25 protein-coding genes are annotated in these 26,937 nt (G+C 43.9%); 3 read left to right on the forward strand and 22 right to left on the reverse strand.

Features of this window, described 5'->3' with window-relative positions; translation table 11 throughout:
* Positions 1-47: 47 nt before the first annotated feature.
* The 5 genes from LJ658_RS03625 to LJ658_RS03645 form a co-directional block, all read right to left on the reverse strand.
* Entirely contained in the window at positions 48-797 is a 750-nt protein-coding gene (locus LJ658_RS03625; protein WP_230545102.1) for an SDR family oxidoreductase, read from the reverse strand.
* Positions 798-915: 118 nt separating this feature from the next.
* Positions 916-1,200: a helix-turn-helix transcriptional regulator gene (locus tag LJ658_RS03630; RefSeq protein WP_230545103.1), complete on the reverse strand. Its 285-nt coding sequence runs from the start codon at positions 1,198-1,200 to the stop codon at positions 916-918.
* Positions 1,201-1,367: 167 nt separating this feature from the next.
* On the reverse strand, positions 1,368-2,066 hold the full coding sequence (gene radC / locus LJ658_RS03635) for a DNA repair protein RadC (protein ID WP_230545104.1): 699 nt from the start codon (positions 2,064-2,066) through the stop codon (positions 1,368-1,370).
* Positions 2,067-2,442: 376 nt separating this feature from the next.
* Positions 2,443-2,697 carry a 30S ribosomal protein S20 gene (gene rpsT / locus LJ658_RS03640; RefSeq protein ID WP_230545105.1) on the reverse strand — a complete coding sequence of 85 codons (255 nt, stop codon included), beginning with the start codon at positions 2,695-2,697 and terminating at the stop codon, positions 2,443-2,445.
* A gap of 106 nt (positions 2,698-2,803) precedes the next feature.
* Positions 2,804-4,096: an NRAMP family divalent metal transporter gene (locus LJ658_RS03645; protein WP_230545106.1), complete on the reverse strand. Its 1,293-nt coding sequence runs from the start codon at positions 4,094-4,096 to the stop codon at positions 2,804-2,806.
* Positions 4,097-4,195: 99 nt separating this feature from the next.
* Between LJ658_RS03645 and LJ658_RS03650 the strand changes: the two genes are divergently transcribed.
* Both LJ658_RS03650 and LJ658_RS03655 read left to right on the forward strand, forming a co-directional pair.
* Entirely contained in the window at positions 4,196-4,516 is a 321-nt protein-coding gene (locus LJ658_RS03650) for a phosphoribosylpyrophosphate synthetase (RefSeq protein WP_230545107.1), read from the forward strand.
* Positions 4,516-5,472: a zinc dependent phospholipase C family protein gene (locus LJ658_RS03655; RefSeq protein WP_230545108.1), complete on the forward strand. Its 957-nt coding sequence runs from the start codon at positions 4,516-4,518 to the stop codon at positions 5,470-5,472. The genes LJ658_RS03650 and LJ658_RS03655 overlap by 1 nt, the downstream gene beginning before the upstream one ends.
* A 39-nt stretch (positions 5,473-5,511) precedes the next feature.
* Here LJ658_RS03655 and LJ658_RS03660 read toward each other — a convergent pair whose 3' ends face one another.
* The 11 genes from LJ658_RS03660 to LJ658_RS03710 form a co-directional block, all read right to left on the reverse strand.
* Positions 5,512-6,150 (reverse strand): DedA family protein, encoded by a 639-nt coding sequence (locus LJ658_RS03660; protein ID WP_230545109.1) that lies wholly within the window; start codon positions 6,148-6,150, stop codon positions 5,512-5,514.
* A gap of 43 nt (positions 6,151-6,193) precedes the next feature.
* Positions 6,194-6,907, reverse strand: a complete 714-nt coding sequence (locus tag LJ658_RS03665; RefSeq protein WP_230545110.1) for a DUF4397 domain-containing protein — start codon at positions 6,905-6,907, stop codon at positions 6,194-6,196.
* A 7-nt stretch (positions 6,908-6,914) separates the two neighbouring features.
* The gene (locus tag LJ658_RS03670; RefSeq protein ID WP_230545111.1) at positions 6,915-7,586 is read right to left on the reverse strand and encodes a DUF4397 domain-containing protein; all 672 of its coding nucleotides are present in this window, start codon (positions 7,584-7,586) and stop codon (positions 6,915-6,917) included.
* A 127-nt stretch (positions 7,587-7,713) separates the two neighbouring features.
* The gene (gene dnaN / locus LJ658_RS03675; protein WP_230545112.1) at positions 7,714-8,838 is read right to left on the reverse strand and encodes a DNA polymerase III subunit beta; all 1,125 of its coding nucleotides are present in this window, start codon (positions 8,836-8,838) and stop codon (positions 7,714-7,716) included.
* Between the two features lie 37 nt (positions 8,839-8,875).
* Positions 8,876-11,272 carry a gliding motility-associated ABC transporter substrate-binding protein GldG gene (gldG, locus tag LJ658_RS03680; RefSeq protein WP_230545113.1) on the reverse strand — a complete coding sequence of 799 codons (2,397 nt, stop codon included), beginning with the start codon at positions 11,270-11,272 and terminating at the stop codon, positions 8,876-8,878.
* 141 nt (positions 11,273-11,413) lie between these two features.
* The gene (locus LJ658_RS03685) at positions 11,414-11,935 is read right to left on the reverse strand and encodes an outer membrane beta-barrel protein (protein ID WP_230545114.1); all 522 of its coding nucleotides are present in this window, start codon (positions 11,933-11,935) and stop codon (positions 11,414-11,416) included.
* A 73-nt stretch (positions 11,936-12,008) separates the two neighbouring features.
* Positions 12,009-12,716, reverse strand: a complete 708-nt coding sequence (locus LJ658_RS03690) for an ATP-binding cassette domain-containing protein (protein ID WP_230545115.1) — start codon at positions 12,714-12,716, stop codon at positions 12,009-12,011.
* 634 nt (positions 12,717-13,350) lie between these two features.
* The gene (locus LJ658_RS03695) at positions 13,351-13,647 is read right to left on the reverse strand and encodes a septum formation initiator family protein (protein WP_230545116.1); all 297 of its coding nucleotides are present in this window, start codon (positions 13,645-13,647) and stop codon (positions 13,351-13,353) included.
* A 144-nt stretch (positions 13,648-13,791) separates the two neighbouring features.
* Positions 13,792-15,102, reverse strand: a complete 1,311-nt coding sequence (locus LJ658_RS03700; protein ID WP_230545117.1) for a DEAD/DEAH box helicase — start codon at positions 15,100-15,102, stop codon at positions 13,792-13,794.
* Between the two features lie 289 nt (positions 15,103-15,391).
* The gene (locus tag LJ658_RS03705; protein ID WP_230545118.1) at positions 15,392-15,835 is read right to left on the reverse strand and encodes a hypothetical protein; all 444 of its coding nucleotides are present in this window, start codon (positions 15,833-15,835) and stop codon (positions 15,392-15,394) included.
* 355 nt (positions 15,836-16,190) lie between these two features.
* Positions 16,191-17,606: a serine hydrolase gene (locus tag LJ658_RS03710; protein WP_230545119.1), complete on the reverse strand. Its 1,416-nt coding sequence runs from the start codon at positions 17,604-17,606 to the stop codon at positions 16,191-16,193.
* Between the two features lie 482 nt (positions 17,607-18,088).
* Here LJ658_RS03710 and LJ658_RS03715 point away from each other — a divergent pair, with 482 nt between their 5' ends.
* A complete protein-coding gene (locus tag LJ658_RS03715; RefSeq protein WP_230545120.1) occupies positions 18,089-19,360 on the forward strand; it encodes a PKD domain-containing protein in 1,272 nt (423 codons plus the stop codon).
* A 187-nt stretch (positions 19,361-19,547) separates the two neighbouring features.
* Here LJ658_RS03715 and eno read toward each other — a convergent pair whose 3' ends face one another.
* From eno to carA, 6 genes are all read right to left on the reverse strand, one after another.
* Positions 19,548-20,843, reverse strand: coding sequence for a phosphopyruvate hydratase (eno, locus tag LJ658_RS03720; protein WP_230545121.1), 1,296 nt, complete (start codon positions 20,841-20,843; stop codon positions 19,548-19,550).
* A gap of 210 nt (positions 20,844-21,053) precedes the next feature.
* Complete coding sequence (locus tag LJ658_RS03725) at positions 21,054-21,779, reverse strand: DUF2490 domain-containing protein (protein ID WP_230545122.1); 726 nt, start codon at positions 21,777-21,779, stop codon at positions 21,054-21,056.
* A gap of 69 nt (positions 21,780-21,848) precedes the next feature.
* A complete protein-coding gene (locus tag LJ658_RS03730) occupies positions 21,849-22,949 on the reverse strand; it encodes an ABC transporter permease (RefSeq protein ID WP_230545123.1) in 1,101 nt (366 codons plus the stop codon).
* A gap of 54 nt (positions 22,950-23,003) precedes the next feature.
* Positions 23,004-23,768 carry an ABC transporter ATP-binding protein gene (locus LJ658_RS03735; protein ID WP_230545124.1) on the reverse strand — a complete coding sequence of 255 codons (765 nt, stop codon included), beginning with the start codon at positions 23,766-23,768 and terminating at the stop codon, positions 23,004-23,006.
* Positions 23,769-24,150: 382 nt separating this feature from the next.
* The gene (locus LJ658_RS03740) at positions 24,151-25,617 is read right to left on the reverse strand and encodes a thioredoxin-like domain-containing protein (protein WP_230545125.1); all 1,467 of its coding nucleotides are present in this window, start codon (positions 25,615-25,617) and stop codon (positions 24,151-24,153) included.
* A gap of 150 nt (positions 25,618-25,767) precedes the next feature.
* Positions 25,768-26,868, reverse strand: coding sequence for a glutamine-hydrolyzing carbamoyl-phosphate synthase small subunit (gene carA, locus LJ658_RS03745; protein ID WP_230545126.1), 1,101 nt, complete (start codon positions 26,866-26,868; stop codon positions 25,768-25,770).
* Positions 26,869-26,937 lie beyond the last annotated feature (69 nt).

Consider the following 26,937-nt stretch of genomic DNA (forward strand, 5'->3'; position numbering starts at 1 on the left):
GCCGCCAATTTTTTTTGACAGCCCTTTAAAAATCTAACGTTTAATTATTAAAACCTGCTGTAACCGCCGTCCAGCACCAGGTCGCCACCGATCATATATTTCGAATCGTCAGACGCCAGGTATAAATACCCTTCGGCGATTTCTTCAACATTACCCAGGCGTTTTGCCGGTACAATGTCTGCCATATAAGCTTTCATTCCGTCAACCTGTTCGGCGCTCATGCCGCTACGGCCAAAAATTGGCGTTTCAATAGGGCCGGGAGATAATACGTTAACGCGGATCTGACGGTCGGCTAATTCGGCCGAGAAGCCTCTTGCCAACGAAGTCACCGCAGCCTTGGTAGCCGCATAAGCCGAAGCGGTAGCCATTGCCTTATTACTTACTGCTGATGAAGTAATGATAACCGACGCACCATCATTTAAAAACGGCAATGCCTTTTGTACCGAGAAGAATGCGCCTTTAAAGTTGATGTCGCTGGTGGTGTCAAACATCTCTTCGGTAAAATCTGCCAATGGCGCTCCTATAAATACGCCCGCATTAACTACCAGCACATCAATTTTTCCAAAGGTTTCGGTTATTTGCTCATAGCTTTTGGTAATGCTGCCCAGGTCAGACACATCACTTACGATGCCTATGATGTCGCCGCCAATGTCATTTACCGCCGCGTCGATGGTAGTTTTGTTACGACCGGTTATAGCAACTTTTGCACCTTGTGCTACATATAGTTTTGCAGCTGCAAGGCCAATTCCGCTGTTACCACCTGTAACTACGGCTACTTTATTTTCTAACTTTTTCATTATTTATTGATTTATTTAAATTTATCGATATATTTTATTATAGTATTCTAAATGATTTACCGGCGGCATGGCTATCAATCGATTTATTTAAGAATATCGATTAATAGTTTAAATTTTTTTATTCCTGTAATTGATTTAAAAAATTAACGTAAGCAGTAAGCACTTCTTTATTAACCTTATACTTGGCGTTGCGGCCATCTTTCTCGGCTATTAAAATTTCGGCATCCACCAGCTGGCTGATGTGGTGCGAAATGGTTGACTGTGCCAGCTCGATATTGTTTCCAATACAGGCGCATTGCATCCACTCGCCACCCTTCCCCTTCGCCATCTCCATTATTTTTAAACGGTATGGATCGCCCAGTGCCTTTGAAATACGTTCTACTTTTTTATGATCTAAAATCATGACGCAAATATATCGACGGTTTTCGATTTAATTGTAATTGGTTTGTACTATTTTTTATTCCGGATTTCGGAAGTCCGATTTCGGAATTGGCTTTTCTTAGTTGGGTAATGGGTTAGCTGATTAATATAGATCTGCTAAATCCGAAATCGAACTTCCGAAATCCGAAATCAAATAACCCCTTCATCGGCAAAACTATAAAACCCATCATTGGTCACAATGATATGGTCAAGCACTTTTATATCCAGCATGTGGCCGGCATTGGCTATTTTTTTGGTGAGATCGATATCCAGCTGGCTCGGTTTTAAATTGCCCGACGGATGGTTATGCGCCATCACAATAGACACCGCGTTATGCTGCAGGGCCACGTTGAAAATGATCTTCGGGTCGGCAACCGTACCGGTTAAACCCCCTTTGCTGATCAGCTCTTTGGCTATCACCTTACCTGCCTGGTTAAGCAGCAGCAGCCAAAACTCCTCGTGGCTCAGGTCCATAAAGGTTTTGCGCAGTACGTTGTAGGCGTCTTTACTTCCGTGAACCGAGTCAAGTACTTTTATTTCGGTATCATTCCGCCGGCGGCCCACCTCCAGCGCGGCTATAATAGAAATGGCTTTGGCTTCGCCGATACCTTTGAAGCGCGAAAGCTCGGCTATGGAAGCTTTTCCTAAATTATTAAGATCATTACCGTAATGGTAAAGGATACGCTTACTCAGCTCGACCGCGCTCTCGGTGCGGCTGCCCGACCCGATCAGTATCGCTATCAGCTCGGCATCCGTCAGCGCGCGGCGGCCCTGAGCGCTTAGCTTCTCGCGCGGGCGGTCCTCTTCGGCCCAGGATTTTATGCTGATTTTGTTCCCGTAGTTTTCCACGGGATTAAAGTAAGGATTTGTTTGGAGAAATAAAAAGGGCGGTGGGAATGGCGGGGACTCACCCCGCGGCACTTCGTGCGCGACCCTCTCTTCCGCAAGCGGGAAAGAGGGCTGTTTTATTTTTTTCCCTCTTTCCGCCAAAGGCGAAGAGAGGGTGGTCGAGCGTAGCGTAGACCGGGTGAGTCGACGGTGCGCATTTATTATCTCCAATACCGCGTTAAGGATTGAAGTGGATACAGGCCTGCGCTTAATGCCTGAAGGCGTATGAGCGGAAAGCCTGACCCGGAGGGTAACGCCCAAAATAATCTCCAACAAAAAAAGGCGATGAGCTCTAAACTCGTCGCCTTTCGGGATTAAAAATATCGTTGGTAAGCGATTAGCTTAACGCGTTTACAAACTTAGTTAGCTTCGATTTATTGTTTGAAGCCTTGTTTTTGTGGATAACGTTCTTTTTAGCTAAACGGTCAAGCATAGAGATCACTTTTGATAAAAGAGGAGCCGCATCAGCTTTGCTGGTTGTGCTTCTCAATCTCTTGATAGCGTTTCTGGTAGTTTTAGCCTGGTAACGGTTACGTAAGCGCTTCGCAGCGTTAGACCTGATCCTTTTTATTGATGATTTATGATTTGCCATTTTAGCTTGTTATTCTATTCGTTATTTAAGGACTGCAAATATAGAAGTTTTGATTATAATATCAAATGCCTTTTTGAAAATATTTTTTATTGTGGTTTTTATAGCCTTATATCGTGAAAAACAAGGCTATTGCCGCACCGCCCATTACGATAAAGGTAAACCATAACAGGGCTTTTGACAGCCACCGGCTTTTAAACTCGCCCATTATCTTTTCACTGGCGGATATTTTGATGATCAAAAACAACAGGGGCACCGCCGCCACACCGTTTAATACCGCGGTATAAATGAGCGCCTTCACCGGGTCAATACCCACAAAGTTAATAATGAGGCCTATTAACGTAGCAATAGTAATTACGCCATAAAAACCATGCGCCTGCCTCAATTTTAAGTTAAGGCTTGCTTTCCAGGTAAAAGCCTCAGAAACTGCATAGGCAGCAGAGCCCGATAACACCGGCACCGCCAGCAGGCCCAAACCAATAATACCTATTGAGAAGATAAGCTTTGCCAGGAACCCCGCGTTGGGGAACGAATGTACCAATGGCTCAAGCGCTTTGGCGGCATCTGCAGCGGTTTTTATATCCTTAACGCCGCTTTTAAATAACACCGTTGCCCCTACCAGCAGGATGCACCAGGTTGTAAATTCAGATATAATCATGCCCGCCGTATTATCTTTACGCATATTATGGATATCGGCCCAGCAAACACGCTTTTTACCATCGGCATGACCTTTTTCTTTTATTTCTTCCACCTCCTGTGAAGCCTCCCAAAAAAACATATACGGGGTTATGGTGGTACCAAACACGCCGGTGATGATAAACAGAAACGCAAAGCTAAACTCAACATGCGGCACTACGGTCGCCTTTAAAACCGTTGGCCAGTCCTGGTGAATAATAAATACCGTAATGGGATAGGACAGCAGCGACAGCGCCAGCCACTTTAATATTTTTGAATAAACCTTATAGCTGGTAAATATTTCAAGGATAAGTATGGTGACTGTAAATAACAGGGTTAAAATTATGAAGGGTGCCGGTATCAGCAAATTGGCGGCCGCGGCCATGGCGCCTATATCAGCGCCTATATTAATGGTATTGGCCACAACTACCAGCCCCACTACCGCATACAGTACCGGTTTGCTGTAATGCTCTTTTACCACTGCGGCAATACCTTTACCGGTAACCAGGCCAATACGTGCGCAGGCTTCCTGTACGGCGGTCATAAACGGCAGCATGTAAAGGGCCGTCCATAACTGCCCGTAGCCAAACTGCGCGCCGGTTTGCGAGTAAGTGGCTATGCCCGACGGGTCATCATCTGCCGCGCCGGTGGTAAGGCCGGGGCCCAGTACCGTTAACCATTTCCATATGTTTTTTTTGAAAGGTTTCTTATTCTTAACCGGCGGCATATTGATGGATAGGGATATACGGTAAATATACGCTATTTAAGATTTTCTTTTATTGCTTAAATCCCTAAATTTACCATCATCTATTTATAACGCCACCCCATGAAACAAAAATTTCATTACGCTACCATCAGCGAAGCCATTGAGCAACTAAAAAAACAAGGCTTTACGCTTGATTTTAATTTACATAAAAACCGCTTCAAAGTTGGCGAAACGGAGTATACCGCTGATGAGTTTGAAATTGTGGACCTGTACCGCTACGAAGGCCCGTCGGACCCGGCAGATGAGGCCACCGTTTACGCACTGGCTAACCAGGCGGGCGTTAAAGGCATACTGGTAACCGGCTACGGCCCGTCTGCGGATGAAGAATCAGAAGAAACATTAAAGCACCTGCATTATAAGTATAACCAGGATCAGCAATAATGAAATCATCCTTCAGGATTATCAGCGGATTATTATTAATCATGCTCTGCTCGTCCTGGGGATTTTTTGCACATTACCGCATTAACCGGCTGGCGGTTTTTACCCTGCCAAAGGCGATGGCGGGGTTCTTTAAGGCAAACATCGGTTTTATTACAGAACACGCCATCAGCGCCGATAAAAAGCGTTATGTGGATTCGTTAGAGGCGCCGCATCATTATTTAAACGCCGACCACTACGGCAAAAACCCCTTCCGGCTAATCCCGGAGCGTTGGGATGACGCGGTGGTTAAATATTCGGAAGATACGCTTAATAAATACGGCACCGTGCCGTGGACCATCCAATACAATTATTATAAACTGGTTAACGCCTTTAAGGCGCATGATACCACGGGCATTTTAACAGCAGCCGCCAACCTGGGCCATTATGTAGCCGATGCGCACGTACCGCTGCATCTTACCCAAAACTATAACGGGCAGCTAACCAATCAAACCGGCCTGCACGCATTGTGGGAGAGCCGCCTGCCCGAGTTATTTGCCGCTAACTATAACTGCTATGCCGGCAAGGCCCGGTATATTGAAAACCCTTTAAAGGAAGCATTTAAAATTTGCCATACCTCATTTAATGAAGTTGATTCTGTTTTGCGGATAGAACGGGCGCTCAACAAACTCTATCCCGGGGCGAAAAAATATACTATGGTGATGCATGGCAGGAAGGCCGTTAAAGATTATTCTGCCGCTTACAGCCGCGATTACCAGCGCAGGTTACACGGCATGGTGCAAAGGCGCATGCGCTCGGCGATATTATCGGTAGGCTCTTATTGGTATTCGGCCTGGGTTGATGCCGGGCAGCCCGACCTGGATAAACTGATCAAACAGCCTTTAAACGCTGGTGACCGGCTTAAGATCCAAAAAGAAGAGGCGGTTTTTAAGGCCGGGAAGATCGCACCTTTTGAATAATTAACTGCAGAGACGCAATGTCTTGCGTCTCTGCGGATTTTATTTTTTCCTGCTCTTAAAGGCGGCGATAACTGGCGGGATAACCGATACCACAATAATGACAATACCAATCAATGAAAAATGAGCCTTAAAGAAAGGCACATTACCCAGCATATATCCGGCAAACAAAAACAAGATGATCCATGACACGCCGCCTATAATGTTATATAAGCTGTAACGCAAAAACGGCATCCGCCCTACCCCCGCCACAAACGGCGCAATGGTACGGATAATAGGCATAAAGCGGCTAAAAATTACTGCCTTGCCGCCGTGCTTATCAAAAAACGCTTTGGTTTGCAGATAATAATCAAGCTTTAATATTTTGTTTTTTTCTTTAAATACTTTGGGCCCAAAGTAACTGCCCAGCGTGTAGTTAACCGTGTTACCTGCAAACGCGGCACAGATCAGTATCAGTGCCAGTAAGTAAATGTCAAGGCCCGAGCTGCCACCGGCAATTAAAGCGCCTGCGGCAAACAATAAAGAGTCGCCGGGTAAAAATGGCGTTATTACAAAACCTGTTTCGGCAAAAATTATCACGAACAATATGAGGTAGGTCCACCCCTGGTATTGGCTGGTGATCTGCACCAGGTGCTTATCAATATGGATGATAAAATCAAGAAGCGCTTTAAGTATTTCCAATGGATTTAATTTGCGGCAAAAATATAAATATATATGATAACGGCTACCTGTTAATTATCACACCGGTACCAAACGCTACCGAGTCTGCACCACCGGCAACGCCCCTGCAATATATGGTATAAACTTTTCCATCGGCAACAGTAACACCTGGGATACTCGATATAACGGTTGTTTGTCCGGCGGGCATTATTTTAAATTCGTAGTTACCCGGCGGCACCTCAATAAATTTCGAAATGTTTTTATAAGTCTGGTTACGAAACGCCATGGTGCCGTTTGCGGTGATATCAAACCCGGCCGACCGTGGCGACGCGTTGATAAACCTTATTTTTGCGCGGCCGGGAGTTGGTGTGCGGGCGGTATCTATAGCAAATATCGAGGTAACGGTGCTGTCGGCCCGTAAACCGGTAACAAACAGGGTATATTTAAAATTAGGTTTCAGCACACTATCTAACGATACAAAATTTGTGGTTGAAATTGTCGAATTGGCTGATCTGATCTGTATGGGTGTGTCAATATTTGTCAACGAAAAATATCCGGAGGGATAAGGGTAAGAATATGCCGCCTGACTTTGTCTTATTAAACCCACATACAAATAGATGGGCTGCAAATCAGGGCTCAGGTTAACTACCTGCATTTGTATTTTAGATGATGACGGGCTGATGCTGCCACTTTTGCCGCAAGATGCTATAAACGGAATAACCATCATACCTGCACAACATAAAGACAGGAAAAGCATTACTTTATTTTTGCCAGCCATATCAACTTTAATTTGTCGAAGTTATTAAAATACGTGCCCCAAGTAAAGCGGTACCCGTCCCGTTCACCAAACCTTTTGTGAATAACGTATACGAAGTGTGTTTAGTCAGGGTTAAAGTGCCCATCGCCAGTGGTACAGCAATACCCTGGCGGTAAATAGAATAAACAACCTTGCCGGGGGAAACACTGATAAATGGCGTAGCCGATTTAAATGCCCGGCTTTTATAGACAGGCCCGTTGGCTATACTAAAATCCAAACTGCCCGCATCAGGCGAGGCATTTACAAACCTTACCTTCGCCGTGCTGTCATTTGCAACGGTATCACGCAGCAGGAAAACTTTATCCGCCGACTGGCCCGCTACGAACAGGGTATAGGCTACGGTGTCAAGCAGGGTAATTTTAGTATCGATAAGAGTATTTGGACTGCCGGCTTTTTTAAACTGAAAATTATTGGTGCCCGCTTTTACCAGTAAATTGGTGTACTGGCCCGACGGTAATAAGGTTGAGCCAATGTTTAGCCTGGTACCGTTTTGATAAACATTCAGCGTATCGGCGCTTGCATTAGTTACCCCGATAAACGTGGAGTTATAAGAAACAGGAAGGTCATCACTATTTTTTTTGCAGGATAAAAATCCGGAAACCGCAATAATCAAACACAAAAGCAATAATCTACTATTCATAACTCAACCAGATGCTATATAACTGCTTATTGCAGATTTTGTTATCAGGTTTAATAAAAAAGTCCGGTTTTTTAGCCGGACCATAATTTGGATCTATAATTTTATTTACATCCTGCTGTACAGGTAATTAAGCGTAGCTGTTAAGCATAACCGGCATAACCAGCATCAGTACGTCTTCATTTTCATCGCCACCCTGCGGCAATAATAAACCTGCCCGGTTAGGTGTAGACATTTCTAACGTTACTTCTTCGCCGCTCAGGTTCTTCAGCATCTCGATCAGGAAGCGGGCGTTAAAACCAATCTCCATGTCTTCGCCTTCATACTGGCAGCTTAAGCGCTCATGCGCCTCATTGGCAAAATCAATATCTTCTGATGAGATATGCAACTCACTGCCGGTTATTTTTAACCTAACCTGGTGCGTAGTTTTGTTAGCGTAAATAGCAACCCGGCTTAATGAACCTAAAAATGCCAAACGGTCAATACTTAATTTATTAGGGTTGTTTAACGGGATAACCGCTTCATAATCCGGGTAGCGCTCATCAATAAGACGGCAAACCAGGTTAATGTTGTTAAACTTAAAAAATGCGCTGGTGCTGTTATACTCAACCGATACGTTGGCATCATCAGCAGGTAATGCTGATTTAAGCAGCGTTAATGCTTTTTTTGGCAGGATGAACGATGTTGTAGCTTCTGCTTTGGCATCCAGCCTGCGGTAGCGCACCAGTTTATGCGCGTCAGTAGCAACAAAGGTTAAGTACTGGCTTGAAAGCTGGCAGTAAACGCCTGTCATGGCCGGGCGCAGCTCATCATTACTTACCGCGAATATAGTTTTGTTAATAGCCTCGGCTAAAACCGACGCGGGTAAATTTACGGATGAAGCATTTTCAACCACTGGAATTTTAGGGAAATCCTCACCGTTCTCGCCGCTCAGTTTATACTTTCCGTCGCCGGCATTTATCTCAATGGCAAACGTAGCGTCATCCACAGAAAAAGCAATCGGCTGCTCAGGTAATGACTTTAAGGTATCCAGTAATATGCGTGATGGGATAGCAATTCTGCCGTTTTCTTTTGACTCAACAGTTAATGACGTGGTCATGCTTGTTTGCAGATCGGTGGCAGAAATGGTTAAGTTTCCATCCTTTATTTCAAACAAAAAGTTTTCCAGTATAGGCAATACGGTGCTGTTACTCAACGCACCGCTTACAGACTGTAATTGCTTTAATAATGTTGATGTAGAAACTATAAATCTCATATATAAATTTAGTGTTAATTAGTCAAAAGTATAAAATTTAATGAGCATACTTTCGCTTGCGCATATAATGTTGAAAAATAGCAAATATTAACACTAAAAACAAAGGAATAGTTGTATTAATTACCTGCCAGTATAATTTTTCATTACGCACCCTGGCACGGCTTAACAGCCGCAATTTGATCTCTTTATTGCGCAGGGCGATCAGGCCCGAGTCGTCAGTCATATAGTCGGCAATATTGAGCAATAAGTTTTTATTGCCATAGCTTTGCCGGGTATACCGGTCATACCCCAGCGGGTATGGCGAGCCGTCGGCGCCTACCTGGTTCTTAAACACATCACCGTCGCTGATCACGATCATCTTTGTCGGCCGGCTTGCTGATTGCTGGATAATGTTTTCGCCAAGGCCCGCGGGCACCGGACGGTTTTTAAAATCCGACTGAAATTTACCCTCCAGCAGCACGGCCGTTATTTTAGGCACGCTTTGAAATTGTTTGGGATCAGGCTCCTGCTCAATAGCCTGCAACGACAGCAGGTGCGGCGCCGTTATTTTGTGATTGTAGGGCGATGAGGCCAGCAATACCGTTTTTTGCACGTCACGGATATCCAGCAGGTCAATGGTGCTTACAAATTCGCCGCGGATGCCATCAAGGTTTCTGACGATGGGATGCTTTGCCAGCGGCATGAATATGGGGTAGAACAACCAGGGCACCATTTGTATCTGCGGCTGACCGCCAACATTGCCCGTGCTTACAGGGATCTGCGCAGCGCTGATATCAGCTATCAGGTCATAATTAATGCGGATGCCGTAAACAAACAGCTGGTCATCTAAATTTAATTGTTTCGGGAAAGCCAGCTGATCGCCGTGGCCGCGCAGGCTGTCCAGTTCGGCATTAACCTGGTCTATCGTCCATAAAATTTTACCGCCGCGCATCAGGTATTGATCCAGCTTAAATTTCTCAGGCTCGGTAAACGGCTTTTCGGGTTTGGGCACCACCATCAGTCTCACCTTCATCAGGCTGTCAAACGGGATGCTTTTTAAATCGACACGGCCAACTTCATACCCGTCCGACAGGGATTTCATGGCATCATTCAGCTGTATATCGTTTAATTCATCATGGCCGGTAGTGAAGCCTATTTGCGGCTTACCTCCCCGGCTCACTTTTTTTATGGCCGAGGTAAACGCGTACTCCAGGTTCTGGATTGAGTTATTTAAAACCTCATCGGCCGACAGGCCCATTTGGGTTTGCTGGTACAATAACTTCACCGGGATATCTTTACCATTGGCAGTTACCATGGCCGCCGGGAAGATAGTTTTTTGGGTTACGCCATCATCCGTTTTTACGCTCAGGGCCGTGGGCTCAATGCCGCGTGCCTGCAGCTCATTAATGGCTTGCTCCTGCTGGCCGGCATCCACTTTTTTAAGCGGGTCCACAAATTCAAATTGCAGCTTGCGGTGACTATAAGCCTGCAGATCGGCCAGCATATCGGCTGTGGCGCGTTGCAGGCGCTTCATACCGCCGGTCAGGTCGCCCTGCAGATACACGGTAACTTTTACCGGTGCGGGCAAACTGTCCAATATGCCCCGGCTTACTTTTGAGATGGTATAGCGCCCTTCCCGGGTAAAATCAATACGGGTAAAGGCAAAATTGGTAAAAACGGCCAATACCAGCACTATACCCGCCGCACCGATGGTGATGTTGTTGTTTGGTTTTTTTTGTTGCTGCTTTAACAATGCAAACAGCGTCAGCCATATAAATACGGCAATAAGTATGATAAAATAGGCCAGGTCGCGCGTGTCTAAAACGCCCCGGCTTATGGATTGATAATGATCATTGATACCCAAACCCTGGATACCGGTATTCTGCAGCGAAAGCAGGCCGCTTAACGAGTCAAATCCGCTGTAAAAAAAGAAACAAAGAAATACTGCTATGGTAAAGGCAATAATTTGATTTTTGGTGATGGCCGATGCAAACAAACCTATGGCCGCGAAGCCGGCACCCAATAAAAACAAGCCGATGTATGAGCCGATAACCGCACCGCTATCAATATTACCCTGCGGACTGCCTAAGGTATAAACTGAGTAGTAATAGGTAAGCGTAGGCAGCAGCGCAAACAGCACCAGTATAACTGCTGCCAGGTACTTGCCCAGAATAATTTGCAGATCGGTTAGCGGGCGGGTTAATAACAGCTCAAAGGTACCTTCTTTACGTTCTTCGGCTAACGACCGCATGGTAATGGCCGGGATAAGGAACATGAACAGGTAGGGAGCGGTGCCAAACAGGCTGTCTAACGCGGCATAGCCGTAATCTAAAATTGATGAATCCGGGAAAACCCATAAAAACAGGCCCAGCACCAGCAGGAATACGCCGATGGTAACATAGGCTACTAATGAGCTTAGGTAGGTTGTTATTTCTTTTTTGAGGATACTATACACTGTAAAGCCTTAAACGCCGAAATTACAACAATATTTGTTAATGACCTACGGGTGCCGTTAGTGTGTTTAAAAAAAACGCCGCCACCTTTCTGCAAACAAAAGCCCCCGTTTAACCGGGGACTTTTAAGCTTTCAATATCTACTAAAAACTATAAGCCAGGCGCATGGCAACCTGGCTAATGGTTGTATTATTTTTTGACCATCCCTCGTACCGGATGCCCAGATCGGCCCTGGTATCAAACTGATAACCAATGCCCGGCGCGTAGGCAAACCGGGTGCCGCCGCCGCTTGATGTTGATATGGCGGCGCCTACCTGCCCCTCGGCGTAAAAAATACTGCTAATGAAATATTTTATGCCGGCTTTTAACGGAACAAAACCTTCGCCCGAGTTTGTTTCAATAAACCCGACGTTTGCTACGGTAATATCATTTTTATACGGGAAATAAGTATACCCTGCCGCAACGGTAAACCATGTTTTTGACGCTACCGGAAGATCATATTTTAATGAGCCACCTATGGTAAATGTCGACACATCGCGGGCACTACCAACCGGCATACCGGGTTCAATACCGATACTAAATTTAGCCGGGGTTGATTTTTGAGCAAAACAACTGCTAATTACGCCAGCGGATATGGCCAGTGTGAGTAAGATTTTTTTCATCATAGTTTGGTTTATAACGAATCAAATTTATAAAAATAGCTTTGCAATGCAACACAGACTCAGCACTGCAACGGTGCTAGTTGTTGGTCAATTTTATAAATATGTCTTCCAGGGATGATTTGCCGTTTGCTTCTTTAAGTGCGGCAAGCGAATTATTAGTTACAATTTTGCCTTTATTAATGATGATAACCCGGCTGCATACCGCTTCTACCTCCTGCATAATATGGGTAGATAAGATAATGGTTTTTGTTTTACCCAGGTCCACTATCAGCTGGCGGATGCCGATGAGCTGGTTTGGGTCAAGCCCCGATGTCGGCTCGTCCAGTATCAACACTTTGGGGTCGTGCAAAATGGCCTGCGCCAGGCCAACACGCTGGCGGTAGCCTTTTGACAGTTGCCCTATTTTTTTATGCTGCTCGGGCCCCAGGCCGGTTTGTTCAATAATGTCGGCAATGCGTTTGGCAGGCTCAGGCAGTTGATGAATGCCGGCTATAAATCCCAGCGATTCTTTAACATACATATCGGCATACAGCGCGTTACTTTCGGGCAGGTAGCCAATGTTGCGTTTAACTTCCAAAGGCCGGGCAGTTATATCAAATCCGCATACTTCTGCTTTACCTGCGGTTTGGGGGATAAAGCAGGTGAGGATTTTCATGGTGGTTGATTTGCCTGCACCGTTAGGGCCCAAAAAGCCTAACACGCCCGGCTCCGCAACAAAACTGATGTTATCAACCGCTTTTTGTTCGCCGTAAATTTTTGTTAAACCTTCAACACGGATACTCATGTTTCAAATGTAGAAATTTGGAGGGAAATAATAGCTAAGTCCTTTTAGTTGTTCGTCTCCGCTTTAATACCAACATCCGCCCGCTCAATCGCCGCGGGGGCTATTACTTTGTCTTGATACAAAGTAACCCAAAAACTAAGCGCAGCGATCTCATCCACACCATTTAAAAAAACAACAAGTGGATAATCAAGTCAGCCCGATCACTGCCACTCCACGGGCCAGACTCCCGGCCGCGCGTGCTGACGGGCCTTTGCGCTTCTTTTTAATGTTCACAATTACTAAATTTTGGCAGCACCGAAGCGTCAGACGAAAAGCTTCGGGTGAAATCAGGTAAAACAAGTTGGGCTGTGCGCTGGCAGGGCATTGGTAATTTTGCCTGAAGCGGTAGCCTTGTGCGACAAAAGGAGGCAAAAGGACCGGGCCCTTGGTTTTACCTGATTTGCCGGGCAAAGGCCCAGAGCGCAAGAAGCCTATCGGCTGACTTGATTTTTTGTTACTTTTTCATCAAGGAAAAAGTAATGGGCCTCCGCGGCCAAGAGCGAACGATGATCGTATCAATGGATACAGCTCGCGAATATCTTTAAATCTTAAAAATTAAGCAATGTCTTCTAAAACAACGCGGGAAGTAAGTAAACTAATCCTTTTTTTCTTTAACAATCACAAAAACATCCTCATTATCTTTACGCATCAGGTATTTTTCGCGGGCAAATTTCTCTAATTTTTGGGGATCAGAGTTTAACTCATCAAGGTCCTTGCTTACTTTAATGTTTTGCTCTTTATAAAAATCGCGCTCGGCTTTTAGTTTGCTAACTTCCTGGTGATATTGATATTGCGACAACAGGTCATTTTTATCAAAAAACACCATCCAGATCACAAATGCTACCGTAACCAGAAAAAACTTGTTTTTAAAAAGGTCTATCAGTCGTTTCATAACCGTAAAAGGTAATTTGATATAAAATTATCTATTAATTTTTAGCAGTGCAAATATGCTTATTAACTTATTAACATGGTTAAAGATTGGTTATTGAAGATTAGAGATTGGCGACTAACTAATCACCAATCTCTAATCACTAATCTATCTTCTGCTACCGCTTGGCCTTCCGCCGCTTAAATTACCGTCGGCTTTGCCGGCGCCGCCGGCACGTTTGGGCCTGTCAGACCGGCCAAAACTACGGCCGCGTTTGTTACCGCCGCCACCACCTTTGCCTTTGGCGGCACCTGCCGCGTGGCCGGCAACTATGCTTTGCGGGCTCATTACATACGGGTGCGCATCATTTATCGGGATTTCTTTGCCTATCAGCTTATGGATATCCTTTAAAAAGTCAATTTCTTCCTGGTCGCAAAAGGTCATGGCTATACCGCTTGCGCCGGCACGGCCGGTACGGCCAATGCGGTGTACATACGTTTCGGGTATATTAGGGATCTCATAGTTGATAACGTGGGTCAGCTCATCAATATCTATCCCCCGTGCCGCAATATCGGTAGCTATTAAAACGCGGGTAGTCCGCGCCTTAAAATTGGTTAATGCACGCTGACGCGCATTTTGCGATTTATTACCGTGGATGGCTTCGGCTGTGATGCCGATTTTAACCAGGTCCTTCACCACCTTATCCGCACCATGCTTGGTACGGGTAAAAACCAGCGCGGTCTTAATTTCCTTATCTTTTAATATGTGTTGCAGTAATGAACGCTTATCGTTCTTCTCTACATAATAAAGCTCCTGTGCAATGGTATCAGCGGTTGACGATACCGGCGTAACCTCTACCCTTTCCGGGTTGGTCAGGATAGAATCTGCCAGGTGCTGGATCTCTTTAGGCATAGTAGCCGAGAAGAACAGCGTTTGACGTTTAGCCGGGATCTTAGCGATAACCTTTTTAACATCGTTTACAAAACCCATATCCAGCATGCGGTCGGCTTCATCAAGCACCAGCATTTTAATATGTTCAAGATGCACAAAGCGCTGGTTCATTAAATCAAGCAGGCGGCCCGGTGTAGCAACCAAAATATCAATGCCGCGGCGCAAAGCCTCGGTTTGCGGGTTTTGCGATACACCGCCGTAAATTACCAAATGTTTTAAGCCGGTATGTTTGCCGTAAGCGGCAAGGCTCTCGTTTATTTGTATGGCAAGTTCGCGCGTGGGGGTAAGTATCAGCGCTTTAATGGTTTTTTGCTCTTTATGCTGTAACCTGTCCTGGTATAATAACTGTAAAATAGGTATAGAGAAAGCGGCTGTTTTACCGGTACCTGTTTGCGCGCAGCCTAAAAGGTCGCGGCGTTGCAGTACAATGGGTATAGCCTGCTCTTGTATGGGCGTGGGTGTAGTATATCCCTCAGTTTTTAAAGCCCTGAGGATTGGCTCAATCAAGTTTAAATTTTCGAATGACATGTATTGTTTCTTATTTATTGTGTGCTAACGCGATTGCATAGCGGATCTGAAGAGTTTGTCGGTGATCAAAACCGTAAAGCTAACGGGTATTAAATTATTTGCGCAAAGATACAGTTTTTAATTGGGATGTGTAATGTGGGATGATTTGTATAGAAATTTGGTAATTATTGGGAGTTTGTTGGTGAGTAAGAGGGAGATATATAGTAATATGGGCGTTTCCCTTCGGGTCAGGCTTTCCGCTCATACGCCCGCAGGCCTTAAGCGCGGGAGCCGGTATCCGCTTCAATCCTTAACGCGGTGACTTGACGCCCTTAGCGCCGCCATATTTGTCGACTATAAATTTCAGTTGTTGTAAAGTCGACTGAATATAGGTTTGATCTGTTGAAAATGCAAATTTTAATAATTGGCCCCACTTCGAAAAATTTCCTAATACAGAGGCATGACCGTTAACATCGTATTTAATTTCTACATCTAAATTATCTTCATAATTGCGCAGATAAACGCTACCTGCTAACAAATCGTTTGCCTTTAACAACTGACTATAAAAATCACATACCTCCCCCGTAGATGAGTACATTGTCGACTTAACCGTAAAACTTGCCGATTTTATTTCTACGGCACTTTCTATGTCGTAGCCACCGAAGTAACCAGGTGTATCTGGATAGCCTTCAACTTTATTAAATGCAATTTTCAAAAAATCGCCACTGTCTCCATTTAGTGTAAAATCATTCATCGAAATAAATATAAAGTAATTTTTATTTTCTAATTCCTAATATTTTTTGCCCGTCCAGATGTGGCCCCCGGAATAACTTAGTTGAAAATATGCTTGTTTATTTAATGATAAAATCCCGCCACTCCATTAAATTAATTTTCTTAACTATTGAGGTGTTCCGTTTAACTATTATGGTGTTCCGCTTCGTTCCGCAGTGTTCCGGGTGTTCCGCTTCGTTCCGCTCAACAAAAGTGGAACACCCGGGAAATCAGACCGAATAGTCTCTTGCTAATATACTTTTTCAATTACCCTCTTTCCGCCAAAGGCGAAGAGAGGGTCGACGAGTGAAACGATGTCGGGGTGAGTAACCGGCGCCTTAATATTTCAACCCGCCCAACACACATTCTATCAACAACTTATTAGCCGGCGATTGCGTGTTATAATTACCCGCGGTAACCACGGCCACCATATGCTGATCGGGCCAAATAAAAATGCGCTGGCCGCCGTTACCTTTTGCTGCCATGCCGGTGTAGGTTTTGCCGTTCGCGGTCAAATCTTCGCACCACCACAGGTAGCCATAATTTATACCTTCAACCACGCTTTGTTTGGCTAAAGATTGCTTTACATAATCTTTAGCAATTACCTGTTTGCCGTTCCATGCGCCGCCGTTTAAGTACAGTAAGCCAAATTTTGCCATAGCGCGCGAAGTAAGCCAAACTTGCCCGAAATCATCATCATGGCTTTTGTCGGGGATGAAATCCCATTTAAAATTGGTTACTCCCAGGTAATTAAACAGGTTTTCGGCGGCAAATTGGTGCAGGCGCTGGTGCGATACATTTTGAACTATTTGGTCTAACAACATAATATTCCCCGAACAATAGGACGACACGGTACCGGGCTCTGCGGCCATGGGCAAGTTAAGCACGGTTTGTATCCAGTTGCTGGTTGGGTATATATTACTTTCGTTTCCCGGCGATTTTGGGTCGTAATCATAACAAGCGAAACCGGATTGTTGTGTAAGCAGGTTCTTGATACTTACCGCCTTTTTTCGCGCGTCGAAGTTGTCCATTTTATAGCCGGGGAGGTAATTTAACATAGGGTCGTCAATACTTTTTATCAATCCCTTTTGTATGGCTATACCCACCAGCGCCGACGAAAAACTTTTAGTTGCCGACCGCAGCTCATGCAGTTTATCTGCATCGTTCCCATAAAAATATTCCTCAAACACCAGCTTGCCATCCTTTATGATCAGGACGCTGTGAATGCCGGGATAAGAGCCGCCAACTATCCGGTTCATCAACGTATGGATAAGTGCAGTATCCAGGCCCGAATTTTGGATAGAACCGGTTGTTAAACCATCATTTCGTTGCACCGGTATGGTATAATTGTAAACATAAGGCTTGCCGGTAAATGGTTTAGCGTACCACATGTTATCAGAAATTGTAACGTTGGTATTCAATAGCTTATAAATCGTATCAGGCTTTTCATTTTGCTGCTTATAGCCTGTTATTTTGCTGCCGTTGCGAAAAAACTGTACCTGGTTATTGCCGTTATTTAAAAAAACATCTTTACTGTAAGGGCGCAGTTTATACCTGGCATCGCCTATCATGGCATATAGCATGGTATCAACCGGTGATACCAGCATTTGCAGGGTTTTATGATTTGAATATTGGTAAGTGCCCTGGTAGGTTTTCAATTCGGCGTAAGAAACTTTATACCGGGTTTGACCAAACGTGGTGCTGATGGCAAAAAGGCTTATCGCCATTAATAAAATGCCGAGATGTTTTTTCATAGTGTAGCAGATGGTACCACTAAGTTATACTATTTCACCAATAAAAAGCCGCCGGTAATCACAACCCCTTCTGTCAATCCGGATTTATAATCCCGGACTAAGGCAGATAATAATGCATTTAAGAAAGTCTACTAATCTGCTACCTCTAATCACTGATGACATGGGGCGTTCCCCTCCCGGGTCAGGTTTTCCGCTCATACGCCTACAGGCCTTAGGCACAAGGGCCGGTATCCGCTTCAATCCACTAGGTTTAATTTTTTACTGCTATATTTACAATATCACCTTAAATAAACTTTATCATGATTAACATACGACAAATAGTCAAAGTCGGGTTATTACTACTATCATTAGCTATATTTTATTGGAGTTGCAAAAAGCTAAATCAAAATTCAGATACTTCCCATAAATCGGCAAAAAGCGATTTCAAAACTCTGGTAACAAGTTCCTCCTCTTATTTAAAAAACCAATCAACAACAAACTATTTGGATTCTAATTTTTATTTTAAAAATCTTTCAGACAGTGGTGATAATATTACTTATAAATGGGATTTTGGCGATGGGATAATTTCAACCATAAAAAACCCAAGTCACAGCTACTCAAACACAGGTAAATACAAGGTCAAACTTATTGTTAACGTAGAGAACATCGGTGTTGATACCAGTGAAACAGAACTTACTGTTCTTTTAGGCCAAAAGGAAATATCATTAGATACGTTAAATACTGAGGCGACTGATATAGTTGAAACTAATAACGGCTATTTATTGCTTTGTTCTAAAAACTATACGTCATTTTTAATGACGTTAGACCATAACCTCAAACAAAAAGAGACACGTGCACTGCCTGCGAAAATGTTTTTATCATTTATTGCCCCATGTAATGATGGAAATTACATATTTATCGGAACCACATCAGGTGGCAATTTTAATGAGCTGATAAAAATGAAAGCGGATGGCACGCTAATATGGTCAAAATTATTTAACGCTGATAATTTTGCCAGCATACAACAAACACCTGACAATGGTTTTATCCTGGTGGGGATGCGTTACACCGTCGGCATCAATAACACCAAAATTCCACAATCCGTTATCATAAAAACAAATGAAACTGGCGATACCATTTGGGAAAACTTCTTTACCGGCGACAACATATTGCAGCATACAGCAAATGCTATTATTGCAAGCGATGGATATACTATCGCAGGCATTAAACATGATAATACCAAAGGTTTTTTCTGTTCAGATTGCGATTCGGTTTGTATATTAAAACTTAATAATCAAGGTTTGGTAAAGTGGAGAAAGGCCACTAACTCTGGGATTAACAGTCAATATCTGACCTTTTTAAGCATAGCCAAACTACCCAATAATAATTATAATATCATTTCGGTAGGCGACCTCGGCTCTTACTTCTTTTCTGAAACGGGCGAATTTATAAGTCGAAAAATACTGCCAAATGTTGCTGTTTATAATTCGGTGACAACTGACGGAAGTTTAATGATATTAGAAAAAGAATCTGGCAACGGATTTAGAGCAGTTGTTGAGGGATATACCACAACAGGTGCTTTAAGCTGGAATGTTGGCATAAACGCCGCGCAGAAACGAGCAGGATTTAATAGTTGTTGTGCGGACAGCTGGCCGGTTGTTGTAAAGCCGCTTAAGAATGGCGGGGCTATATTTGTATCAAATAAAATTGATCTCCAAAATTATCATGAAATAGCGACGTTTATTAAAATTGATAAAGACGGTAAGGTTTTATAATAGGTTTGGGTGAATCCCTTAGCTAATTGGCGAAAAAATATGTCTGTGCATAATTAAGCTTTTTAAATTTCGTTCATAATCGGAAACAGGGTGATCAAACCTGTTAGTCCGGATAGCTTGATTTAGCATAAACAAAAAAGGCCCTGATAAATCAGAGCCTTTAACCTTTTAGCTTTCGCCTTTAACCTTATTTTTTATAGTATTTAAACGCTTTACCAATAAACTTAGCGCTATCGCCCAGTTCTTCTTCGATACGTAATAACTGGTTGTATTTAGCGATCCTGTCTGAACGTGAAGCCGAACCGGTTTTGATCTGGCCGCAGTTTAAGGCAACAGCTAAATCGGCAATGGTAGCATCTTCGGTCTCGCCGCTACGGTGGCTCATTACCGAGGTATAACCGTTTGTTTGAGCCAGGCTAACCGCGTTAATGGTTTCGGTTAATGATCCTATCTGGTTTACTTTAACCAGGATAGAGTTTGCAGTAGCATCATCAATACCTTGTTGTAAACGGATAACGTTGGTTACAAACAAATCGTCACCTACCAATTGTACTTTATCGCCAATTTTATCGGTTAAGATTTTCCAGCCGGCCCAGTCATCCTCGGCCATGCCGTCTTCGATAGAGATAACCGGGTATTTTGCAGCCAGTTCAGCAAGATAATTAGCCTGCTCTTCGCTGGTGCGGATAGCACCTTTAGGGCCTTCAAATTTTGTATAATCGTATTTACCGTCTTTATAAAACTCAGATGCAGCGCAATCAAACGCCAGGAAGATATCTTCGCCGGCTTTGTAGCCTGCTTTTTCAATTGCTTTTAAAATGGTTTCAACGCCATCTTCGGTGCTGTCAAAAGTTGGTGCAAAACCACCTTCGTCGCCCACTGCGGTTGATAAACCACGGTCGTGCAGGATCTTTTTCAGGTTATGGAATACTTCGGTTCCCCAACGCAATGCTTCAGAGAAAGATGATGCGCCTACCGGCATGATCATAAACTCCTGAAATGCGATAGGCGCGTCAGAGTGCGAACCACCGTTAACAATGTTCATCATCGGGATCGGCAATGTATTAGCATTTACACCACCAATGTAGCGGTATAAAGGCTGGCGGCTCTCCTGCGCGGCAGCTTTAGCAGCAGCAAGTGATACACCTAAAATTGCATTGGCACCCAGCTTAGCTTTGTTTGGCGTGCCATCCAGATCGATCATTATTTTGTCGATACCGTTCTGATCGAACACATCAACGCCCTGTAATTCTTTAGCTATAATGTCATTTACGTTGGCAACAGCTTTTAAAACGCCTTTACCCATGTAAACGGCCTTATCATTATCACGCAACTCAACAGCTTCATACGCACCGGTTGATGCACCAGACGGTACAGCGGCACGGCCTAAAAAGCCATTTTCAGTTAATACATCTACTTCTATGGTAGGATTACCGCGCGAATCAAGGATCTGGCGGGCGTGAACATCAATTATTAAACTCATTTTTTGCTTATTTTTTCGGTTTTGTAACTTAGTGTAATTGGTACACCAAAAACGTTTCGTTTTCCAAAGATACAATTTCAAATAAAAATGCGGCAAAATAGTTTAAGATTAACATAAAATTAATGCGCAAACCTTAATTTACAAGCGCTCAAGTATACCCTTAACCGGCTATGACGATGCTATTGATATTAATGACTGCCGGCTTGGAACCTAATCGCCGGTACTTGGCATGTGCTCCCTCGGCAGGGCGTTTTTGCGGTTTATGCGGTACATAAAGGTTAACGCCAGGTTATTTTTATCTGCAGCAAAAGTTGGGCTGTAGTTGTATTGGTTTAACCAGCCAGCCTGCACATTTATCGCGTTATTAAACTGGTAACCTAAAGCTGCCGAAAACCGGTTACGCTCAAAATGCGGCGCCGCATTGTTCATAAATAGCTCATCATACACAGAGATAAAATAGGTGCCGGCCACAATTTTAGTATTGTTTAAAGGAACGAATAAATTAAGCCGGTAGCGAAACCTGTTACGGTATATACCGTTAACCCAACGCTGCTCAACCCGGTAACGGTGCTCTAACTTAACACGATATAAGAACTGGTTAATCGTCATCTGTTCCCATAACCTGAACTCTTTTGAAACCTTTAAATTTTCAGGATTATCATTGGTTACGTAACGGCCGGTTCCCAGCAGGGCGGTAAAGCTCTTGTCGAGGTCGAAACTTATGCCGGCTTTTGTTTCGTAATAAAAAAACTGGTCAAACGGTTTATCTGATCGGGTTTGCAGCTCGGCATAACCACCCCAGCGGTGTAAACTATCTCCCGGCAATACTACGGTAGCTATACCGAAAACACCGGTTTTGTTGTTTTGAGCCCTTACAGAAAAACTTAAGAAAAGAAAAGCAAACAACAGGATTGTTTGCAGATTATACCTGATCATGTTAAGATAATATAAATTACGGGCGCAAATATATTATCTTAACACTAAATTTACATAACTAACCAGGTATTATTCCCATTTAAATGTTTTCACGGCGACGGCATAAACCACTATCCCCCAGATACACATAATCAGGATCTGGTGCGATACATCAAAAAGGCTTGCTCCCTCAAAGGCCACTTTACGCAAGGCGTCATTTAAATAGGTTAACGGCAATGCCCGGCTGATAGGCTGCAACCATGCCGGAAAAACATTAATAGAAAAGAATGTACCCGACAATAAAAATTGCGGTAAGGTGATCATATTGGCTATAGGCGGTACCGTACTTTCATTTTTTGCGATGCCGGACACCACAAAACCAAAACCCATAAACACGATAACCCCGATGAACGAGAGCAGGAGCATATTGAGCACCGTGACGACACCATGCACCAGCGTAAATCCAAAGGCGAACCTACCGATCAATATGATAAACAAGGCGCCTATCAACGCAAAAGATATCCGGGCAATAGCTTCACCTATTACGATGCTGTAACGTTTAACCGGGGTTGCAAAAAAGCGTTTAATTACCAGCGTTATCCGCAGGCTTAAAAACACAAACGCGGTACCAAATACCCCGGTGCTTAATAACGCAAAACCCAGCTGTCCCGGCAAAATAAAATCAATGGTTTTATACTCCCGGCCTGATATTGTCGACTCCCGTATTTCGGCTACCGGCGGCGGCGCGTCAGGCACGTGTGAATTGATCTGAAAGAAAATATTATTTAAAGCCGATTTCAGGATCGCCGCCTTCTCACCTGATGCTTTGCTGGTTTGCACATTTACCGTAAAATATGGGGCCTTCGTATTTTTTTGGATATTCAATATCGCGTCAATGCTACCCTTTTTAAGGTTGGCTTCCATCTGCTCCGGAGTTTGACTATGGATCAACCGTACTACGCTTACGTTCTTTAGCGCCTGGTAAACCGGGTTTAACGTGTCATTGGTTTTTGCCACACCAACGTCTACAGATATAACCCCGCCCCCGCTGATAAAGCCAAATACCAAAATAAATATCAGCGGAAAAAGCAACGTAAACACCACCGACGACGGGCTGCGTATAATTGACCGGAAACTTGCTTTGGCAATTGCCAGTGTCGCTTTAAAATTACTATATGGTTGTTCTGTCATTGGTCATTAGTCATTAAGGTCATTCAATACTCCCCCTTTGGGGGGCTGGGGGGCTTATTCTTCCCGCCACTCTTTGCCGGTCATGTTTATAAATACATCCTCCAAACTGGCAAGCTTTACCTGTTTGGGCCGCTCAAAACCGCCGGCCACCAGTTTATCAATAAAGTTGTCCGGTGTATCTACCCCGATGATATTACCGCCGTCAACAAAGGCTACGCGGTCACAAAGCACTTCGGCTTCATCCATATAGTGGGTGGTAATTACCACGGTGGTCCCCTGGTCGCGGATCTCGCGGATCAAATCCCAGAGGTTCCGGCGCGCCTGCGGGTCGAGGCCGGTGGTAGGCTCGTCCAGGAACACGATACGCGGATTGTTTATTAAGGTGGTAGCTATAGAAAAACGTTGTTTTTGTCCGCCCGACAGTTCTTTGTACTTGGCCCGGGCTTTATCGGTTAAGGCCACTTTCTCCAGCATTTCCAGCGGACTGCGTTCAATCCCGTAAAGGCCCGAAAAAAGGTCTATCAACTCCGAAAGATTTAAATTTGGATAATATCCCGCTGCCTGCAGCTGTACGCCTATCCGTTTTTTTATGCTTGCCGCATCCGTATCAATATTAAATCCGTCAACAGTAATCTCGCCGGCTGTCTTTTCGCGCAGCGTTTCAATGATCTCGAGCGTGGTAGTTTTGCCGGCACCGTTAGGCCCCAATAAACCAAAGATCTCACCCTCATAAACTTCAAAGCTAATGCCTTTTACTGCCTTAAAATCGCCATAGTTTTTCACCAGGTTTTTTACAGTAATTATGGGTTGTTTTGCCATGGTGTAAAAATGGTACAGAAATTTGGATTATCAATAATTTTTTAACGGATTACTGCTTTTATTACAGTAATTCGAAATAAACACAGGTAGCTGTTTATTATTTTACTAAATGACCTAATAAATGAATGGCCGCAATAGCGTGGGCGATAAACCTGGTGATGATCAGCAATACAGGCAGGGTTAATAGTGTTGTCATTGTTGTGTTGATTTACAGTACAAATGTGGCTGCTAAATCAAAATTTAAACAGGGTTATTAGGTAAGCTGGGCGAAATTGTCGGTGAACGCGGAATTTCGCCCGCCATCCGGGGGTTAAAACAATGCGGCGCCGGTGAATGTGTTGTTGTCTTCAACTTAATGAGTACCCCAATTCCGGTATAAACGCTATTTAGACGCCAGCAATTTTTCTATTTCAGGTTTTAGCTGCTCATCGCTTGGGCGCCTGGCATTGTCGCTTATTATCCTCCCCTGTTTATTTACCAGCAAATAGTGTGGAACACCACTGAACTGAAATTTCTGAGACATGGCCGCGAAATCCCCTTCGTTCAGAAAGAAATGCTCGCCCTGGATACCTAACTCTGCAATCAACGACTTCCATAGCTTTTCATCAGATTTTACTCCCAGGTAAACAAAAACAACATCTTTGCCAGCTAACTGATCATGCAAATTTTTAGAAAAAGGCATTTCGGCACGGCATGGTAGACACCACGTAGCCCAAAAATCAACATATACTACTTTGCCGGGATATTTAGATATGATTTTGTTAAACAGACTATCCCCTGCCGTTTTAGGCAGATTGTTTATTGTAGCGTTAACCGGTAAGGTATAATTGTATATCCTGTCATACGCTTTTTCAACGCTGGCTGTAAAACCACGCTGCCCCTCGTTGGCTTTAAACATATTCATATTGGTTTTTACCAGATCAATAGCGCCGCCGTCAATAAGATGGTACATACTCTGGCTCAGCATAACATCCCGGTATATCCCTGCACGTTGCTTTAATAGCAGTATAAACTCATCCTTAACATAGTATGATTTACCTAATTTTTTTGACATAAAATGCCTAAAGCATTCCGAAGCATACCCTCCGTAATTTGATGAAACCGTAGCGCTTAAATTGTAAAGGTCTGCCTCATTAATAAAATCAAAATAATTATCCGGGGGTACAAAGTCGCCTATTTGTTTTTTATTATATACGGCATGCAGCCAAACATAACGCATCAAATTATTCAGATAATCATATTTTAAATCGGCCTTCGCCCAGTTGACAAACGCGGGGCTTAGCTTATTAGCTTTAATGTAATTGTTAAGAAAAGCAGTTTCTTTGGCATACAGCGCTGTCAAAAACTTTTTGTGGGCTTCAGGTTCGTTGTCTTTTTCAGATGCGTTAAGCGCTTTATAGCGCAAATAATTGTTGCCGCCATAGGCCAATACCGGGTCATTATACATCGCATTCAGATAAGCCCGGTAATCCTGGTTCGTTTTGGCATTGTCGCCCTTAAATACCAACGAGCGTTCAAAGTTGTTGGCATCAAAATCAATTTGGGTATGATCGCCGGGGCTTACGATAATAAAAACCAATTGTTGATCATGTTTAAACATCACATCCTGTGTGCCTGTCTTTAAAAAAGCAAGCCGGTAAGTGCCGTCGCTTTTTGCAGTAGTGCTGTAAGTAAGCTGTTTGTTGGATGCCAGATCGTTAATAATAACGATAATGGTATTTGCATTAGGTTTTGACGCGTCAAGATTGTTAATCTTTCCGGTCAAGTAAACAGAATCCGTTTTAAGCGATTTTTGAGCATTGGCAGCCACCGCAATCAGCAGCGCCATAAATGTGATTAAGGTTTTCATTGGCGTTAGGTTATTATTGAAAAATATATCCGGTTGATGATATATTTGCTTTTAACGCTTATTTTAATAATTTATTATTAACCAAAAAGAGACGCATTAACCAAAAAGAGACGCAAAATATTGCGTCTCTACGGTATGGGTTTGGTTTGATTACTTCATCAAATTAATAAAATCATCAAACAAATAACGGCTATCATGCGGGCCGGGTGACGACTCGGGGTGATATTGTACCGAAAACGCTTTTTTATCTTTTACCCGGATACCTTCAATCGACTGATCGTTCAGGTTTACGTGGGTGATCTCTACTTTGTCCGACGCCCTTACCGCCTCTGGCACCACACCAAAACCGTGGTTTTGCGAGGTAACCTCGCAATGGTTAATGATGATATTTTTTACCGGGTGATTTAGTCCGCGGTGGCCGTTAAACATTTTTTTGGTTGGGATATCATTAGCCAAAGCCAGCAACTGGTGGCCCAAACAGATACCGAACATCGGTTTATCGGCAGCCAGTATTTCTTTAACCGTTTCAACCGCGTAAGGCATTGCCGACGGATCGCCGGGGCCGTTTGAGATGAAGTAACCGGTCGGCGCAAAGTCCTTCTCCATTTCGGCAAAGGTGGTTTTAGCCGGGTATACCTTGGCATAAACGTCGCGGTCATCAAAATTACGCAGGATGTTTTTCTTAACACCCAGGTCAAGCACCGCAACCCGGTAAGGCGCGCTTTCTTCACCAAAAGTATAAGTTTCTTTGGTTGATACCTGCGACGACAGCTCCAGCCCGTCCATTGACGGCACTTTTGCCAGTCTGGCTTTAAGCTCGTCAATATCCAGTATCTCCGAAGAGATGATCGCGTTCATAGCGCCTTTATCACGGATATGGCGAACCAACTGGCGGGTATCAATATCAGAAATCCCCACAATGTTTTGTTCCTGGAAATAATCCTGGATCGATTCGTCGGCCTGTTTACGGCTGTAAGCAATATTGTAGTTTTTACAAACCAGGCCGGCAATTTGGATGTTGCCCGACTCTACTTCCGCGTCAGCAATACCGTAGTTACCAATATGCGCGTTGGTAGCTACCATTATTTGCCCGAAGTATGACGGGTCGGTAAAGATTTCCTGGTAGCCGGTCATGCCGGTATTAAAACATATTTCGCCGGCAGTGGTGCCTATTTTTCCGGCTGCTTTGCCATGAAAAACTGTTCCATCCTCTAAAAGTAATACCGCCGGTAATTTGGTGAAATAGGTCATCTGTTTAAATAAATTGAATAGTTAAAATAACGGCTGGTCTGGTTCGATACGCCGTAAAATTGGATTGGA

The organism is Mucilaginibacter sp. UR6-11, from assembly GCF_020880695.1.
Lineage (GTDB): Bacteria > Bacteroidota > Bacteroidia > Sphingobacteriales > Sphingobacteriaceae > Mucilaginibacter.

What these genes read in the sequence shown, in the direction of transcription:
- eno (WP_230545121.1), bottom strand. Translation starts at nt 20,843, where the DNA reads ATGAGTTTAATAATTGATGTTCACGCCCGCCAGATCCTTGATTCGCGC.
- rpsT (WP_230545105.1), bottom strand. Translation starts at nt 2,697, where the DNA reads ATGGCAAATCATAAATCATCAATAAAAAGGATCAGGTCTAACGCTGCG.
- LJ658_RS03685 (WP_230545114.1), bottom strand. Translation starts at nt 11,935, where the DNA reads ATGATGAAAAAAATCTTACTCACACTGGCCATATCCGCTGGCGTAATT.
- dnaN (WP_230545112.1), bottom strand. Translation starts at nt 8,838, where the DNA reads ATGAGATTTATAGTTTCTACATCAACATTATTAAAGCAATTACAGTCT.
- LJ658_RS03650 (WP_230545107.1), top strand. Translation starts at nt 4,196, where the DNA reads ATGAAACAAAAATTTCATTACGCTACCATCAGCGAAGCCATTGAGCAA.
- LJ658_RS03625 (WP_230545102.1), bottom strand. Translation starts at nt 797, where the DNA reads ATGAAAAAGTTAGAAAATAAAGTAGCCGTAGTTACAGGTGGTAACAGC.
- carA (WP_230545126.1), bottom strand. Translation starts at nt 26,868, where the DNA reads ATGACCTATTTCACCAAATTACCGGCGGTATTACTTTTAGAGGATGGA.
- LJ658_RS03700 (WP_230545117.1), bottom strand. Translation starts at nt 15,102, where the DNA reads ATGTCATTCGAAAATTTAAACTTGATTGAGCCAATCCTCAGGGCTTTA.
- LJ658_RS03730 (WP_230545123.1), bottom strand. Translation starts at nt 22,949, where the DNA reads ATGACAGAACAACCATATAGTAATTTTAAAGCGACACTGGCAATTGCC.
- LJ658_RS03645 (WP_230545106.1), bottom strand. Translation starts at nt 4,096, where the DNA reads ATGCCGCCGGTTAAGAATAAGAAACCTTTCAAAAAAAACATATGGAAA.
- LJ658_RS03665 (WP_230545110.1), bottom strand. Translation starts at nt 6,907, where the DNA reads ATGGCTGGCAAAAATAAAGTAATGCTTTTCCTGTCTTTATGTTGTGCA.
- LJ658_RS03710 (WP_230545119.1), bottom strand. Translation starts at nt 17,606, where the DNA reads ATGAAAAAACATCTCGGCATTTTATTAATGGCGATAAGCCTTTTTGCC.
- LJ658_RS03670 (WP_230545111.1), bottom strand. Translation starts at nt 7,586, where the DNA reads ATGAATAGTAGATTATTGCTTTTGTGTTTGATTATTGCGGTTTCCGGA.
- LJ658_RS03695 (WP_230545116.1), bottom strand. Translation starts at nt 13,647, where the DNA reads ATGAAACGACTGATAGACCTTTTTAAAAACAAGTTTTTTCTGGTTACG.
- LJ658_RS03630 (WP_230545103.1), bottom strand. Translation starts at nt 1,200, where the DNA reads ATGATTTTAGATCATAAAAAAGTAGAACGTATTTCAAAGGCACTGGGC.
- LJ658_RS03705 (WP_230545118.1), bottom strand. Translation starts at nt 15,835, where the DNA reads ATGAATGATTTTACACTAAATGGAGACAGTGGCGATTTTTTGAAAATT.
- LJ658_RS03740 (WP_230545125.1), bottom strand. Translation starts at nt 25,617, where the DNA reads ATGAAAACCTTAATCACATTTATGGCGCTGCTGATTGCGGTGGCTGCC.
- LJ658_RS03735 (WP_230545124.1), bottom strand. Translation starts at nt 23,768, where the DNA reads ATGGCAAAACAACCCATAATTACTGTAAAAAACCTGGTGAAAAACTAT.
- LJ658_RS03725 (WP_230545122.1), bottom strand. Translation starts at nt 21,779, where the DNA reads ATGATCAGGTATAATCTGCAAACAATCCTGTTGTTTGCTTTTCTTTTC.
- LJ658_RS03690 (WP_230545115.1), bottom strand. Translation starts at nt 12,716, where the DNA reads ATGAGTATCCGTGTTGAAGGTTTAACAAAAATTTACGGCGAACAAAAA.
- LJ658_RS03655 (WP_230545108.1), top strand. Translation starts at nt 4,516, where the DNA reads ATGAAATCATCCTTCAGGATTATCAGCGGATTATTATTAATCATGCTC.